At 67.4% G+C, this 14,228-nt stretch carries 16 protein-coding genes and 1 tRNA gene; 1 reads left to right on the top strand and 16 read right to left on the bottom strand.

What is annotated here, in order from left to right; translation table 11 throughout:
* Positions 1-18: 18 nt before the first annotated feature.
* The 9 genes from ACE3QC_RS01225 to ACE3QC_RS01185 all read right to left on the bottom strand — a co-directional run bounded on the left by ACE3QC_RS01225 (position 19) and on the right by ACE3QC_RS01185 (position 6,121).
* The gene (locus ACE3QC_RS01225; protein ID WP_374405262.1) at positions 19-651 is read right to left on the bottom strand and encodes a cytochrome C biosynthesis protein; all 633 of its coding nucleotides are present in this window, start codon (positions 649-651) and stop codon (positions 19-21) included.
* Positions 648-1,064, bottom strand: a complete 417-nt coding sequence (locus tag ACE3QC_RS01220; RefSeq protein ID WP_374405261.1) for a cytochrome c-type biogenesis protein — start codon at positions 1,062-1,064, stop codon at positions 648-650. The genes ACE3QC_RS01225 and ACE3QC_RS01220 overlap by 4 nt, the downstream gene beginning before the upstream one ends.
* Entirely contained in the window at positions 1,061-1,585 is a 525-nt protein-coding gene (locus tag ACE3QC_RS01215; RefSeq protein ID WP_374405260.1) for a DsbE family thiol:disulfide interchange protein, read from the bottom strand. The genes ACE3QC_RS01220 and ACE3QC_RS01215 overlap by 4 nt, the downstream gene beginning before the upstream one ends.
* A complete protein-coding gene (locus ACE3QC_RS01210; RefSeq protein ID WP_374405259.1) occupies positions 1,585-3,540 on the bottom strand; it encodes a heme lyase CcmF/NrfE family subunit in 1,956 nt (651 codons plus the stop codon). The genes ACE3QC_RS01215 and ACE3QC_RS01210 overlap by 1 nt, the downstream gene beginning before the upstream one ends.
* Positions 3,537-3,992 (bottom strand): cytochrome c maturation protein CcmE, encoded by a 456-nt coding sequence (gene ccmE, locus ACE3QC_RS01205; protein WP_374406611.1) that lies wholly within the window; start codon positions 3,990-3,992, stop codon positions 3,537-3,539. The genes ACE3QC_RS01210 and ccmE overlap by 4 nt, the downstream gene beginning before the upstream one ends.
* A gap of 17 nt (positions 3,993-4,009) precedes the next feature.
* A complete protein-coding gene (locus ACE3QC_RS01200; protein ID WP_374406677.1) occupies positions 4,010-4,153 on the bottom strand; it encodes a hypothetical protein in 144 nt (47 codons plus the stop codon).
* Complete coding sequence (ccmC, locus tag ACE3QC_RS01195; RefSeq protein ID WP_374405258.1) at positions 4,150-4,872, bottom strand: heme ABC transporter permease CcmC; 723 nt, start codon at positions 4,870-4,872, stop codon at positions 4,150-4,152. The genes ACE3QC_RS01200 and ccmC overlap by 4 nt, the downstream gene beginning before the upstream one ends.
* Positions 4,873-4,931: 59 nt before the next feature.
* Positions 4,932-5,996, bottom strand: coding sequence for a Leu/Phe/Val dehydrogenase (locus tag ACE3QC_RS01190; RefSeq protein ID WP_374405256.1), 1,065 nt, complete (start codon positions 5,994-5,996; stop codon positions 4,932-4,934).
* Between the two features lie 48 nt (positions 5,997-6,044).
* Positions 6,045-6,121: transfer RNA gene (locus ACE3QC_RS01185), tRNA-His, on the bottom strand.
* A gap of 200 nt (positions 6,122-6,321) precedes the next feature.
* On the opposite strand from ACE3QC_RS01185, the gene ACE3QC_RS01180 reads away from it, so the two are divergent.
* The gene (locus ACE3QC_RS01180) at positions 6,322-6,954 is read left to right on the top strand and encodes a prolyl hydroxylase family protein (protein WP_374405255.1); all 633 of its coding nucleotides are present in this window, start codon (positions 6,322-6,324) and stop codon (positions 6,952-6,954) included.
* A 22-nt stretch (positions 6,955-6,976) separates the two neighbouring features.
* On the opposite strand, the gene ACE3QC_RS01175 is transcribed toward ACE3QC_RS01180, so the two are convergent.
* From ACE3QC_RS01175 to ACE3QC_RS01145, 7 genes are all read right to left on the bottom strand, one after another.
* Complete coding sequence (locus ACE3QC_RS01175) at positions 6,977-7,300, bottom strand: multidrug efflux SMR transporter (protein ID WP_374405254.1); 324 nt, start codon at positions 7,298-7,300, stop codon at positions 6,977-6,979.
* Positions 7,301-7,417: 117 nt separating this feature from the next.
* Positions 7,418-7,645: a 50S ribosomal protein L31 gene (gene rpmE, locus ACE3QC_RS01170; protein WP_374405253.1), complete on the bottom strand. Its 228-nt coding sequence runs from the start codon at positions 7,643-7,645 to the stop codon at positions 7,418-7,420.
* A gap of 102 nt (positions 7,646-7,747) precedes the next feature.
* Positions 7,748-8,215, bottom strand: a complete 468-nt coding sequence (gene fabZ / locus ACE3QC_RS01165; RefSeq protein WP_374405252.1) for a 3-hydroxyacyl-ACP dehydratase FabZ — start codon at positions 8,213-8,215, stop codon at positions 7,748-7,750.
* Between the two features lie 22 nt (positions 8,216-8,237).
* Positions 8,238-8,927 carry an OmpH family outer membrane protein gene (locus tag ACE3QC_RS01160; protein WP_374405251.1) on the bottom strand — a complete coding sequence of 230 codons (690 nt, stop codon included), beginning with the start codon at positions 8,925-8,927 and terminating at the stop codon, positions 8,238-8,240.
* Positions 8,927-11,758 carry an outer membrane protein assembly factor BamA gene (gene bamA, locus ACE3QC_RS01155; protein ID WP_374405250.1) on the bottom strand — a complete coding sequence of 944 codons (2,832 nt, stop codon included), beginning with the start codon at positions 11,756-11,758 and terminating at the stop codon, positions 8,927-8,929. The genes ACE3QC_RS01160 and bamA overlap by 1 nt, the downstream gene beginning before the upstream one ends.
* A 167-nt stretch (positions 11,759-11,925) precedes the next feature.
* Entirely contained in the window at positions 11,926-13,041 is a 1,116-nt protein-coding gene (gene rseP / locus ACE3QC_RS01150) for an RIP metalloprotease RseP (protein WP_374406609.1), read from the bottom strand.
* A 16-nt stretch (positions 13,042-13,057) separates the two neighbouring features.
* The gene (locus tag ACE3QC_RS01145; protein WP_374405249.1) at positions 13,058-14,218 is read right to left on the bottom strand and encodes a 1-deoxy-D-xylulose-5-phosphate reductoisomerase; all 1,161 of its coding nucleotides are present in this window, start codon (positions 14,216-14,218) and stop codon (positions 13,058-13,060) included.
* Between the last annotated feature and the right edge of the window lie 10 nt (positions 14,219-14,228).

The raw sequence follows: 14,228 nt of genomic DNA, 5'->3' as shown, positions 1-14,228 counted from the left end.
ACACGTGCCGAAAGGTGCCTATTGCCGGGACATGGCTTCGATCAGCGCATCGAGCCGCTCGAGCCGCTGCCGCATCGGTTCGACCCATTCGGCATCTTCGGGCGCGGCATCGATCGTCTGCCGCCAGATCGCGCTGGTATCCTGCGGCCGCCCGGCGCGCAGCAGCGCGATGCCGAGGAAATAGGGCGCCGCCGGGTGGCCGGGCGCGGCCTCTTCGCCCTGAGCATAGGCGTAGATCGCGGCGGGCGTGAGGTTACCCTCGGCATGTTCGACCAGCGCGTTGCCGAGCGCGACCCAGGCTTCGGCGTTGCGCGGGTTCTCGGCCACCTCGCCTCCGAGAATCTGCGCCGCGTCGGCATATTGCCCGCGGCGCGCGAACCCGTCGGCCACGATCACGAAATTGCTCGCCGGGATCGCCGCGTCGAACAGCTCGCGCCGCGCCTCGATCATCGCGGCACCGGATTCGCTCGCCTGGGGGGCGGCGCTCCGGGGCGCGGCGGGCAAATCGGGACGGCCCTGAAACGCGTAGCCCGCGAGGCCGAACAGCAGCGCCGCGCCGAACGCGGGCCAGCCCGCGCGCGGCAACCTGAGCGCGAACGCGGCGACCGCGAACACCGCGGCGGCGAGCAGGATCGCGGGAAGCCAGCTCATCGCACCCTCCGCAGCCGGCGCCACAGGATCGCGCCTGCGGCCAGCAGCAGGAGCAGCGGGACGGCGAACAGCGGCCATGTCCTTTCGCTGACGACCGGCGCGTAGCTGACGTAATCGCCGTAGCGTTCGACCAGCCAGGCGCGGATCGTCTCGGGCTGTTCGCCTGCCGCGATGCGCGTGCGCACCTGATGGCGCATGTCGCCGGCCATCGGCGCGTCGCTGTCGGCGATCGACTGGCTCTGGCACTTGAGGCAGCGCAGCGTCTCCATCAGCGCCTGCGCCGCGGCCTCCTGCGCCGGATCGTCGAGCTGGCGATAGGCATAGGGCGCGGGCGGCATGGCGTCCTGCGCGGCTGACGGAGCCGCGAGCGTGGCCAGCGCGCAGCCGAGCACGAAGGCGAGCGGCAACCTCATTCGCTCGCCTTTCGCAATTCCGCGAGCAGCACGGGGACGTGCTCCGCGCGGATGTCGCCGATGTGCTGGTAGGTTATCCGTCCTTCGCCATCGATCACGAAGGTCTCGGGCACCCCCGAGGAGCCGATCGCGAGCTGGACTTCGGACAGGTCGTCCGCGCCGATCGCCGAATAAGGATTCCCATGACGCGCGAGGAACGCGGCGACGTCCTTTGGCCGGTCGCGGATCGCGATGCCGACGATGTCCGCACCTTCCTCGCGCAGGCGTTCGAGCTGCGGCGCTTCGGCGATGCACGGCAGGCACCAGCTCGCCCAGATATTGAGCAGGCGCGGCGTGCCGTCGCGGAAATCCGTAGCGGCGGCGCCGGGCATACCTTCCACGGCCGGGCGCAGCGCGAATTCCGGCAGCGGCTTGCCGATCATCGTGCTGGGGATGAATTCGTCCTTCGGCTGGGTCAGCTGATAGGCCGCGACGCCGAGGAACAGCGCGAACAGCATCAAGGGGATCCACCACCAGCGCATCACACCGTCTCCGCCCGCCGCTCGGCCGCGCGCGCCAGCACCGTGCGGCGCTTGAGGTCGGCCAGCACGCGCCCGACGAGGGCCAGCGCGCCGCCCAGCGCGATCAGCATTCCGCCGTACCAGATGAAGGTCACGAACGGCTTCCACCACAGCCGCAGCTGCCAGCGCGTCCCGTTCGGCCCCGGCCCGGCCTCGTTGCCGACCACGGCATAGAGCTGGCCGTTCCAGCGGGTCGCCAGCGCGCTCTCGGTGGTTTCCTGCGCCGGCGCCCAGAAATTGCGCGACTGCGGATCGAGCTCGATCGGTTCGGCGCCCGCATAACTGGCGAGCAGGTGGCCTTCAATCGCGGTCCAGTTCGGCCCGGCGGTCGGCCTGATCCCCGCCAGCGTCACCTCCCACGGGCCGACCTGCGTCACATCGCCGGCTGCCACGGCGGCCAGTTTTTCCTCGGAGAACGCCGTCTCGCTCGCCATGCCGAAGAGCGACACGGCGATGCCAAAGTGCGCCACGACCATACCCCAGGTCGCGAGCGGCACGCGCGTCAGGCGCCGTCCGCGCAGCGGCAGGAACGCGGCGATCGCGAGCCCGAGCGAGATCGCTAGGCCGCAGAACGCGAGCACGCTCATTCCGCCCAGTGCGAGCCCCGCCACCGCAGCCGCGAGGATCGCCACGCCGATCAGCACCAGCGGCTTCTGGACCCGCGCCAGCGAATCGCGCCGCCAGCGCAGCAGCGGCCCGACGGCCATCACCAGCAGCATGGGAATGGTGAAGATCGCGCCGACCGGGTTGAAATAGGGCGGCCCGACCGAGACGCGCACGTCGAACGCCTCGGTCAGCAGCGGATAGAGCGTGCCGAGCAGCACGATGCCGAGGATCGCGCTCAGCATCACGTTGTTGAACACCAGCGCGCCTTCGCGGCTCGTCAGCGCGAACCGTTTGCCTTCCGCGACCGAGCCCGCGCGCAGGGCGAACAGCGCCAGCGCGCCGCCGATGTAGAGCGCCAGCAGTCCGAGGATGAAGCTGCCGCGTTCCGGGTCGACCGCGAAGGCATGGACGCTGGTGAGGATGCCCGAACGCACGAGAAACGTACCCACCATGCTCATCGAGAAGGCGACCACGCCGAGCATGATCGTCCACGCACGCAACGCGTCGCGCGCGGCGAGGACGCTGGCCGAATGAAGCAGCGCGGTGGCGGCGAGCCACGGCATCAGGCTGGCGTTCTCGACCGGATCCCAGAACCACCAGCCGCCCCAGCCGAGCTCGTAATAGGCCCAGTACGACCCTGCGGTGATGCCAAGCGTGAGGAACAGCCACGCGCCGAGCACCCACGGGCGCATCACGCGCGCGAACTCGGGCGTCACCTGCCGCGTCAGCAGCGCCCCGACGGCGAAGCTGAACGCGACCGACAGGCCGACATAGCCGAAGTAGAGCGTGGGCGGATGGAACGCGAGGCCGATATCCTGCAACAGCGGGTTCAGCCCCAGCCCCTCGATCGCAGGCTGCGACAGGCGCTCGAACGGGTTCGAACTGAGGATCAGGAAGGCGTAGAAGCCGAGCCCGACGAAGGCCTGCGCGGCGAGTGTGGCCATCATCGTGCGCTCCGGCAGGCGCCGCTCGATCAGCGCGATGAGCGCGCCGGACAGGCTCATCACCGTGACCCACAGCAGCATCGAGCCTTCGTGGTTCCCCCAGGCGCCCGAGAGCTTGTAGATCATCGGCTTGGCCGAGTGCGAATTGCTGGCGACGAGCTTCACCGACAGGTCGGTCGTCGCGAACAGCCACAGCAGCATGCCGAAGGCGAACGTACAGATCAGCCCCTGCGCGATTGCCGCGGGGCGCACCAGCGCGGCCAGCGGCGCGCCCGCCGGGCGCAGCGCCATGGCCCCTGCATAAAGCTGCAAAGCCGCGAGCGCAGCCGAGAGCCACAGTGCGGCGAGGCCGAGTTCGGCGATCACACGCTGCCGCCCGTTTCGGCCACGACTTCGCGCTTCTGGTGCTCGCTCATTTCCTGCAGCTCGCGCGGGATGTAGTTCTCGTCGTGCTTGGCGAGAAGGTTGTCGGCGATGAACATGCCGTCCGCGCCCAGCCGCCCTTCGGCGACCACGCCCGATCCTTCGACGAACAGGTCGGGCAGGATCCCGGCGAAGCGCACCGGCACGCGCGCCTTACCGTCGCCGACCACGAAGGCGATCGTCACCCCGTCCTCCAGCGTCTCGACCGAGCCTTGCTCGACCATGCCGCCGAGCCGCACCGCGCGGCCCGCCTCGGGCGGATCGGACGTCATCTGCTCGGGCACGTAGAAGTAGCTCGCCTGGCTGCGCAGCGCCCACGCCGCGAGCAGCCCCGCGCCGATCAGCGCCACCAGCGCGATCACCACCAGCACGAGCCGCTGGTGCTTTGCCTTCATCCGGGGCTTGAGCGCGTTCACCGGCGGCGCGCCTCGTCGCGGCGGCGCTCGGCGCGCTTCATGTCGAACCACGCCCAGGCGACGAGCGCCAGCGTCGCCAGCACACCGATCGCGTAGGCCGCGATCACGAAATCCCACTGGTCGAGCGCCTCGCGCATCATGCCGCCTCGCCCGCCTTGCGCCGCAAGCGCGCTTCGGCCTGGATATCGCCGAGCAGCGCCCGCATCCGCGCCAGCACCACGCCGCCGAAGATCAGCGAGAAGCCGACCACCGCGACCAGCAGCGGCGCGAGGAACGCGGCGTCGATCGAGCTTTCGCCCAGCGTGATGCTGGCCGGCTGGTGCAGCGAGTTCCACCACACCACCGAGCGGTTGATGATCGGGATGTTGATCGCGCCGATCAGGCCGAAGATCGCCGGAATACGGCTCGACCCACCCTCGCGCGCCACCGCCTGCGCCAGCGCGATGTAGCCGAAATAGAGGAACAGCAGCACCAGCATCGAGGTGAGCCGCCCGTCCCACACCCACCACGTGCCCCAGGTCGGCCTGCCCCAGATGGAGCCGGTGGCGAGGCAGATCGCGGTGAAGATCATGCCCGGCACCGCGGCTGCGCGCGCGGCGAGATCGGCCAGCGGATGGCGCCAGACGAGATAGACCGCGCTGGCCACGGCGATCGCCGTCCAACCACCCATGCCGAGCCAGGCGGCGGGGACGTGGAGAAAGATGATCCGAACCGTCTCGCCCATCAGCCGATCGGGCGGAACGACGAACAGGCCCCAGGCCAACGCGCCCGCCGCGAGCGCGAGACCGCTCGTCAGCAGGAGCGGCGTCATCCAGCGCGCGAGCGTCAGGAACCGCTTGGGATTGGCAAGGCCGTGCATCGATGAAATCCGTCCGCCGCCGCAATGGCAGGGCGCGGCCCCACTCGCAAGGTTTCGCGTCAGCGGCCGATCAGCTTTTGCGCCATGCGGTCGGCCACGACGTCGGCCGGGACGCCGCTGGTGTCGCTCTCGCGCCAGATTTCCTCCAGCCTGCCGGGGATCAGGGCGATGCGCTTGCGCACTTCGTTGATGTCGCATGACGTGCCGTCGCGGCGGGCGAGATATTCCAGCGTCACGCTGATGATCCCGCCGGCGTTGATGACGTAGTCGGGCGCGTAGAGGATGCCGCGTTCGGCCAGCAGCTTGCCGTGATGCGCGCGTGCGAGCTGGTTGTTCGCTCCGCCCGCGACGATCGGCGCGTCGAGCCGGGCAATCCCCTCGTCGTCGAGGATCGCGCCGAGCGCATTGGGGCTGAACACGTCGCACGATACGCTCATCACCGCGTCGGGCGCGGCGGTCTGCGCGCCGAGTTCGTCGGCGAGCGCTTCGGCCCGGTCGCCGTTGATGTCCGACAAGGTCAGCTTCGCGCCGTCCTTCGCCAGCAGGCGCGCGACGCCGCCGCCGACGCTGCCCGTTCCCTGGATCGCGACGTGGACGCCGGCGACCGAATCCTTGCCGAGCTTGTGCCGGACCGCGGCCTTGATCCCGTGATAGATGCCCATCGCGGTGAACGGACCCGGGTCGCCGCCCGCCGCATCTTCCCCCGCGACCGGCAGGCCGGAGACGTATTCGGTGCGCTGCGAGACCGCGACCATGTCCGCTTCGCCGATCCCGACATCCTCGGCAGTGACATAGCGCCCGCCGAGCGCGCCGACCGCATCGCCGAAAGCGGCGAGCATCTGCGGCGTCTTGGCCTTGTCGCTCCCCGCGAGGATCACCGCCTTGCCCCCGCCCATCGGCAGGCCGGCCATGGCGTTCTTGTAGCTCATCCCGCGGCTGAGGCGCAGCACGTCGCGCATCGCGTCCTTCGGATCGGCATAGTGCCAGAACCGGGTGCCGCCCGCGGCCGGGCCGAGATGGGTGGAATGCAGCGCGATGATGGCCGTCAGCCCCGATGGGCGATCATGCACGAGTTGCACCAGTTCGTGCTCGTCGTAATCCGGTTCGGTCCAGAAAGCCGTCATGTCGGAAAGCGCTCCGCTGTCAAAACAACGGCGAAATTCGGGGGAAAATGGGGCGATCGAGGGGTCTCGAACCCCCGACCTCCGGTACCACAAACCGGCGCTCTAACCAACTGAGCTACGATCGCCACATACCCCGGCCCGGATCGGGCCTGCCGTGTAGGCGGGGCTGATAGGCCCCTGCGCCGCGCGGTCAAGCCGCGAGTGGCAGGGGCGCGGCCCTGTTGCACAGGCGCCCATGTTTGGGAAGCGAAAACTGTGTTCCGGGTCGGCATACGCAATATTCTTTCGCGCTTGCCCGCACGATCCGGCGGCCTATCCTCGCGCCATGACGACGCCCGGCGAATCCAGTTCCGATCGGCTCCTCGCGCGCGCCGGACTCCAGCGAATCCCCAACCCCGGGCTCGAACTCTTCCAGCTGAGGGATTTCGTGCCGGGCGCGCTGTGTGCCGAACTGATCGCGCTGATCGACGCCGAGCGGCGCCCGTCGACCATCGCCGACGACAACGGCGACAGCTATTTCCGCACCAGCGAGACCTGCGACCTCGCCCCGAACGACCCGGCGGTGCGCGCGCTGGAAACCATGCTGGCCGACCTCTCGGGCATCGACCCGGCGCACGGCGAACCGCTCCAGGGCCAGCGCTACGCGCCGGGGCAGGAGTTCAAGCCGCACACCGACTATTTCGCGCCCGACGGCGCCGATTTCGCCACGTATTGTTCGGTCGCCGGCCAGCGCACCTGGACCTTCATGGTCTACCTCAACGCGGTCGAAGCCGGCGGCGCGACCCGGTTCAAGGCGGCTGGCAAAACCTTCCAGCCCGAACCGGGCAAGCTGCTATGCTGGAACAACCGCCGCTCCGACGGGCGGGTCAATCCGAACACGCTCCATCACGGCATGAAAGTGCGTAAGGGAATGAAGTACGTGATCACCAAGTGGTATCGCGAAAGGCCCTGGGGCTAAGCCCCGCCGCCCCTGCCCGCGATCAGTGCTGCGTGGTGAGGTTCAGGCCTACCGCCCCGATCAGGATCATCACGACGAACACGTATTGCAGTGCCCCCAGCTTCTCGTCGAAAGCGAAGATGCCGATCGCGGATGCCGCGACGATGCCGACACCTGCCCAGATCGCATAGACCACGCCGACCGGGAGTACCTTCATCGCGGGAGCGAGAAACCAGAAGCACGCCGAATAGCACAGGATCGAGAGCGTGCCCCAGCGCCAGTCGTCGAACCCGTTCGATAACTTGAGCAGAAACGTGCCGGTCACTTCCAGCACGATGGCGCCTGCGAGAAAAAGCCATGCCGACATCGGTCACCCCCTTGGAACGGGGCCACCTTATCAGTCGCATCGATTTCGCAAAGCGAAAGGGCGGCCCATGCGGACCGCCCTTCGTGCGCGGCGATGGCCGCGACAATTTTCCGGTTCTCAGCTCTTCTTGAGGCTGAGGCCGCCGAAACGCTTGTTGAACTGGGCGACGCGACCGCCTTCCTGGATCTGCTGCTTGCCGCCGGTCCAGGCCGGGTGGCTGGTCGGGTCGATGTCGAGCGTCAGCGTGTCGCCCTCGCCGCCCCAGGTCGAGCGGGTCTGGAATTCGGTGCCATCGGTCATCTTGACGGTGATGGTGTGATAGTCGGGATGCGTTTCGGCCTTCATGGCTCATGATCTCCATAGCTTCGGAACGGTTCCGACCGGTCCAGCTGTTGGCGGGAAAGGCGCGCCCTTAGGCAAATGCGCCGCGATTGGCAAGGCGTTGTCTCAGTCGCTCGGCGGGTCGGCGATCATCGCGGTGAACTCGGCTTCGCTCGTGGTCTTGCCCTCGACGCTCGCCGTGCCCTTGAACTTGTAGACCCGGCTGCGTTTCTGGAGGAACTCGACACGCAGGTCGAGCAGGCAGCCGGGTGTCACGGGCGCACGGAACTTGGCGTTCTCGATGCCCATGAAATAGACCAGCTTGCCTGTGCCCGCGAGTTCGAGCGTCTCGATGCCGAGGATCGCCGCGGCTTGCGCCATCGCTTCCACTTGCAGGACGCCAGGCATGATTGGTGCGCCCGGAAAATGCCCCTGGAAGAAATCCTCGTTGAAGGTCACCGCCTTCACCGCGTGGATCTTCTCGCCCAGCTCGATCGACTGCACGCGGTCGACCAGCAACAGCGGATAGCGGTGCGGCAGGGCGCCGAGCACCTTGCGGATATCGTACGCCGACGCATCCTTTTGTTCGCTCATCGCCCTGCTCCGCCGCGGTCTATCAGCGACCGGTGGGCTGAGGGGCCGGCTGCGTCGGTTGCGCCGGCTGTGCGGACTGCGCGGCCTGTGCGGCGGCCTGCTGCTCGCGGATCTCGCGCGGGAGCCAGCCCTCCGGCGGCGTGATCTGGACGCTGGGCAGCAGCGTGTTGAGCTCGGTCAACACGTCCTGCGTGACGTTGTGCTGGGCGCCCGCGAAGACGACCTGACCCGAGGTGGCATCGAGGATCAGCGAAACGTTCTTCTTGGTCGCAGCCGCCTGCACCGCCTCGTCGAGACGGTCCTCAATCTGCTCGGTGACATAGGCACGGCTGAGCGAGACCGGGGCAAGGATCGTCTGAAGTTCGCGCTGGCCCGACTGTTCGATCTGCTGGATCTGCGCGGCCTGCTGCTGGAGCGCGGCCTGATCGGGCGAGGCCGCCTGGCGGGCGGTGTTGAACTGCTGGATCAGCGGGGTGATCTGCGCCTCGATCTGCTGGCGGCGCGTCTCGGCCTGGCTGATCTGCGCCTGATAGGTCGTCTGGCGCTGCTGCTCGGCGGTCTTGAAGGCCTCCGAATTGGCGATCACGGCGGGCAGGCTCACGACACCGACGCCGCGAGCATCCTGCGCGGCGGCCGGAGCGACGAGCACCGGAGCCGAAGCGGCGGTGAGGACGAGTCCGGCGGCGAGCACCGGCTGGAGAAGCTTTTTCATCAGAATTGGGTTCCTACGTTGAAAGTGAAGCGCTTGGTGTCGTCACCGGGCTCTTTCCTGAGCACGTGCGCGAAGTCGATGCGGAACGGGCCGAACGGCGAGTTCCAGTTCACGCCGATCCCGATCGAAACGCGCGGGCTGGCGGAATCGCCCAGAAAAACCTCCTGGAACGGTGCGGCGACCTGGAACAGCACCGGATCGTTGGCATTGCCCATGCCGTCGGTCGGATCGGTCGTGGTCTTGGTGGGATCGGTCGGATCGATGAACAGGAGATCGCCGTTGCCATTGCGGCTCTGGCGCTGGATGCCGTTGGGGAACGGGCTGTTCTGAAGGTCCGGCGCGGTGACGTTGAACAGCGCACCGACGTCGAGGAAGACCGACGGACGCAGACCCAGTTCGCGCGCGCCCGATCCGAGGGGAATCTCGAGCTCCGCACGGCCGAGGTAATAGGCGTTGCCGCCCAGCGCGTCGTCGCCCACCTGATCGCGTTCGGTGACGACCACCGGGTTGCCATCCTCGTCCTCGCGGATCGGCTGGCGCAGCACGCGCGGGCCGACGCCGCGGATGTCGAACCCACGGAACTGCGGTTCACCGAGGAAGAAGCGATCGGTCAGGCGCACGTCGTCGACGCCGGGGCCGCGATCCTCGAGGCCCTTGATGACGCCACCCTCGCCCTGAACCGAGAAGATGAACCCGCCGAAGATCGGCCAGTACTTGGCACCCTTGGCGCGGAAGCGCAGATACTTCACCGAACCACCCAAGCCCGCGAACTCGGTGCTCAGTGAGAGATTGTGGCCGCGCGTCGGGCGATAGGGATTGTCGACCGTCTGGAGCGCGACGGTGAGCCCGACAATCGAGCTCAACCGGTTGCCCACGGCCTCGCACAGATAGCGCCCGGCGAGCACGGGATCGCACTCGGTGATGCCATCACCGTCGATATCCGAATAGTACGAGAATTCGTCGAGCGAAACGTCGTCGTAGTTGAGCGTGTAGCTGCCGATCGCCGAAATGTATTCGGTCAGCGGCACGCCGACGCGGACCGAGAAGCCCGTCGTCGATTGTTCGAACGTACGGTTGCGATCGTTGTTGGTGAAATTGAAGCTGTTGTAATCCTTGCGGTAGATATCCGCGCCGACCGAGACGTTGCGATCGAACAGATAAGGCTCGCTGAAGCTCAGCACGGCCGAACGCGAATAGCGCGAATAGTTCACCGACGCGCCGACCGTCTGGCCGCGGCCGCGGAAGTTCTTCTGCCTGATCGAGCCGGCGAGGATGAAGTTCTCGATCGACGAGAAGCCGGCGGAAAGCTGCAATTCGCCGGTCGGCTGTTCCTGCACGTTCGCCTCGAGGATGATGCGGTCGGGGGCGCTGCCCTCCTTCTGCTCAATCTCGAAGTTTTCCTGGAAATAACCGAGCGACTTGATGCGGTTGGTCGACCTGGCGACCTGGAGCGAGTTGAACGCGTCGCCTTCGGACACGCGAAACTCGCGGCGCACGACCTTGTCCTGCGTCAGCGTGTTGCCGTTGATATCGACCTGTTCGACGTAGACCCGCGGCGCTTCGCGCAACACGAAGGTCACGTTCATCGTCAGGTCGTCCTGATTGCGCACGAACTGCGGCTCGACATCGGCGAAGGCGTAGCCGAACGTCCCGGCGAGCTCCGCCAGTTGCTCGACGGTGTCCTCGACTTGCTTCGCGTTGTACCAGTCGCCTTCCTGGATACCGAGGTTCTGCGTCATCCGGTCGCTGTCGAAGTCGCGGATCTGGCTGTCGACCGTGACATTGCCGAACTTGTAGCGCTCGCCTTCCTCGACGACGTACGTGATGATGAAGTCGCGCTTGTCGGGGGTCAGCTCGGCGACAGCCGAAACCACGCGGAAATCGGCGTAGCCTTCGGTGAGGTAGAACTGGCGTAGCTTCTGCTGGTCGAACGCCAGCCGGTCTGGGTCGTAGCTGGTGTTCGAGCTGAAGAAGCGGAAGAAGCGCGCTTCCTTGGTGACCATCTCGCTCTTGAGATCGCCGTCGTCGAATTCCTCGTTGCCGAGGATGTTGATCTGCCGCACCTTCGACTTCGGACCTTCGGTGATCTCGAACACGACGTCGACGCGGTTCTGGCTCAGCTCGACCGTCTGCGGCTCGACCGTGGCGGCGAAGCGGCCCTGGCGCTTGTAGAGCTCGATGATGCGCGCGGTGTCGGCGCGGACTTTCGACCGGGTGAAGATCTGGCGCGGTGACAGCCTGATCTCGGGCAGAATCTTGTCGTTCTTGATCCGGTCGTTGCCTTCGAGGATGATCCGGTTGATGACCGGGTTCTCGGTCACCTCGATCACCACGTTGCCGCTTTCGTTACGGATGCGGAAATCCGAAAACAGTTCCGTCGCGGCGAGATCCTTCAGCGCCTGGTCGGCCAGCGCCTGCGAATAGATGTCGCCCGGGCGCATCTGGATGTACGAGAGGATCGTCTGCGGCTCGAGCCGCTGCGCGCCCACGACCGAGATCGTGCGAATCGTCTGGCCCTGCGGAGCCGGAGCGGGCGCCGTCTGCGCGCTCGTCGGCTGCGCCGCGGGCGTGGTGGCCGGGGCGGATTGCGGGATCGGTGCCGGCTGCGGCGTCGGTTGTTCCGTCGGCTCCGGCTGCGACGCCGGTATCGGCTGTTGCGTCGGATCCGGCGCGGGCTGCTCGGGCGTCGGCAGCGAACCTTCGGGTGCCGGTCCGACCTGCGCCATCAGCGGAGCGGGAACGCCGGCCAGCATCGTGCCGCCGAGCAGCACAATCGCGAAGCGTGCGCCGGTCCTGCCGAATGCGCCGGCGGCTTTTTCGCGTTCAATCATCGCCAAGTCGATCCCGTCCAATTCTTACAAAACGCACATTCGGGCCACCCGTAGATAGCCCAATCGATCGGGCCCCGGCGGCGAAAAGCCGCCCTTGCCCGATGCCGTGCCCCCGATCAAGCAAAGGAAGGAACCAGTCCCCCGCGCTCTATCGCTCCCCGGACCCGTCAGCCGCCAAAGATCGGCAGCGAGACGAGATCGTTTATCGTGACGAGCACCATCAGCGCGAGCACCAGAGCGATCCCGGTACGAAACGCGATTTCCTGACCGCGCGGGCCCACCGGCTTGCGACGGACAGCCTCCGCCGCGTAGAAAGCCAGATGCCCCCCGTCGAGGGCCGGAATTGGCAACAGGTTGATGAATGCCAAATTAAGCGAAATCAGCGCGACGAACCATACGAAGCGTTCGGCCCCGAGGCTGAACTGCTCGCCCGAATACTTGGCGATCTTGATCGGGCCGCCCAGTTCCGCGACCGAGCGCTGCCCGGTCACGATCTGCACGATGCCGGTGACCATCATCCTGGTTACGCCGATCGACTGGTCGACCGCCAGCACCGCCGCTTCGCCCGGCCCGACCGGGACGGAGCGATATTCCTGCACTCCGGAATAGATGCCGAGCCGCCCGATCTTCGAGCGGTTGCCGAACGAATCCTCCTCGATCGTGCTCGCGATCGTCACCGGGACCGCCAGCCGGCTGCCGTCGCGATCGATGGTCAGCGTCACGCGCTTGTCGGGGTAGAGCGTCACCGCGTGGAGGATGTCGGCGAACGATTCGGTCGTTTCGCCGTCGATCGCGACGATGTCGTCGCCGATCCGCACTCCCGCGTCGCGCGCCGCCGATTCGTCGGCGAACCGCGCGACGACCGTTGGCTCGACCGGCCCCACCGGCTCCGCCTTGCCGAACACCATCGCGAAGCCCGCGAAGATCGCCAGCGCGACGATCACATTGGTCGCCGGCCCCGCGAACACGATCAGCGCGCGCTGCCACAAAGGCTTGAAATGGAAGGATCCGGCGCGCTCTTCCGCCGGGATGGCCGCGAGCTTTTCGGTGTCCGGAATGCTCGCCGGGTTCATGTCGCCCTTGAACTGGACATAGCCCCCCAGCGGCAGCGCGGACAGCTTCCAGCGCGTGCCGCGGCGGTCGGTCCACCCGGCGATTTCCTTGCCGAAGCCGATCGAGAACGCCTCCGCCTGCACGCCGAACAGCCGCCCGACCAGATAATGGCCGAACTCGTGGATCGTGATCAGCGGCCCCAGCACCAGCAGGAAGCCGACGATGTACATCCAGAAGGAAGGCGAATCAGCCAATTGCGGCAGTCTCCAGAATCTCGCGAGCCCGCGTGCGCGCCTCGGTATCGACCGACAGAACGTCGTCGAGAGCGGCGGGCGCCGGCGGGTTATAGCTTTGCAGGGTTCGCTCCGCCACTACGGCGATGTGCGTGAACCGCGTCTGACCGGCGAGGAAGGCGGCAACCGCCACCTCGTTCGCCGCGTTCAGCACCGCCGGTGCCGCGCCGCCCGCATGCACCGCCTCGCGCGCCAGCCGGGTGGCGGGAAAGCGGTCCTCGTCGGGCGCCTCGAACGTCAGCGACCCGATCGCGGCGAGATCGAGCGGCGCCAGCGGCGTGTCCATCCGGCCGGGCCAGGCGAGGCACGAAGCGATCGGCACGCGCATGTCCGACGGGCCGAGTTGCGCCAACGTCGAGCCATCGCGGTATTCGACCATCGAATGCACGACGCTCTGCGGGTGGACGACGATGCGCAGGTGATCGAGCCCCACCGGGAACAGGTGATGCGCCTCGATGAATTCGAGGCCCTTGTTCATCATCGTCGCCGAATCGACGCTGATCTTGGCCCCCATGTCCCAGTTGGGATGCGCTACGGCTTCGGCAGGCGTCGCAGCCGCGAGCCGCTCGTGCGTCCAGGTGCGGAACGGGCCGCCGCTGGCCGTGAGGGTGATCGAGCGCACGTCCTCGATCCGCCCGCCCTGCAGGCACTGGAAGATCGCGTTGTGCTCCGAATCGACCGGCAGCAGCGTCGCGCCATGCTGGGCCACCGCAGCCGTCATCACCTCGCCGGCCGAGACCAGCGCTTCCTTGTTCGCCAGCGCGACGGTGCCGCCCTGCCGGATCGCGGCCATCGTCGGCCTCAGCCCCGCGCAGCCGACGATCGCTGCGACGGTGAGGTCCACCGGCCGGGCCGCCGCTTCGCACAGCGCCTCGCGCCCGCCCGCCGCCTCGATGCCCGAGCCGGACAGCGTGGCGCACAGGTCGGTGAAGCAGCTATCGTCGCCCACCACCGCGATTTCGGCCTCGAATTCACGCGCCAGCGCCGCCAGCTCATGCGCGCTGCAATTCGCTGTCAGCGCGACGACGCGCCACTGGTCGCGATTGCGGCGTATCAGATCGAGCGTGGAGGCGCCGACCGATCCGGTCGCGCCGAGGATGGAGATGGTCCGCATCAGCCGCTCG

It is taken from the genome of Pelagerythrobacter sp., from assembly GCF_041912895.1.
Classification (GTDB): Bacteria; Pseudomonadota; Alphaproteobacteria; order Sphingomonadales; family Sphingomonadaceae; genus Pelagerythrobacter.
The sequence above is the reverse complement of the archived record's forward strand: the minus strand, read 5'-3'. Positions and strand labels throughout refer to the sequence as shown.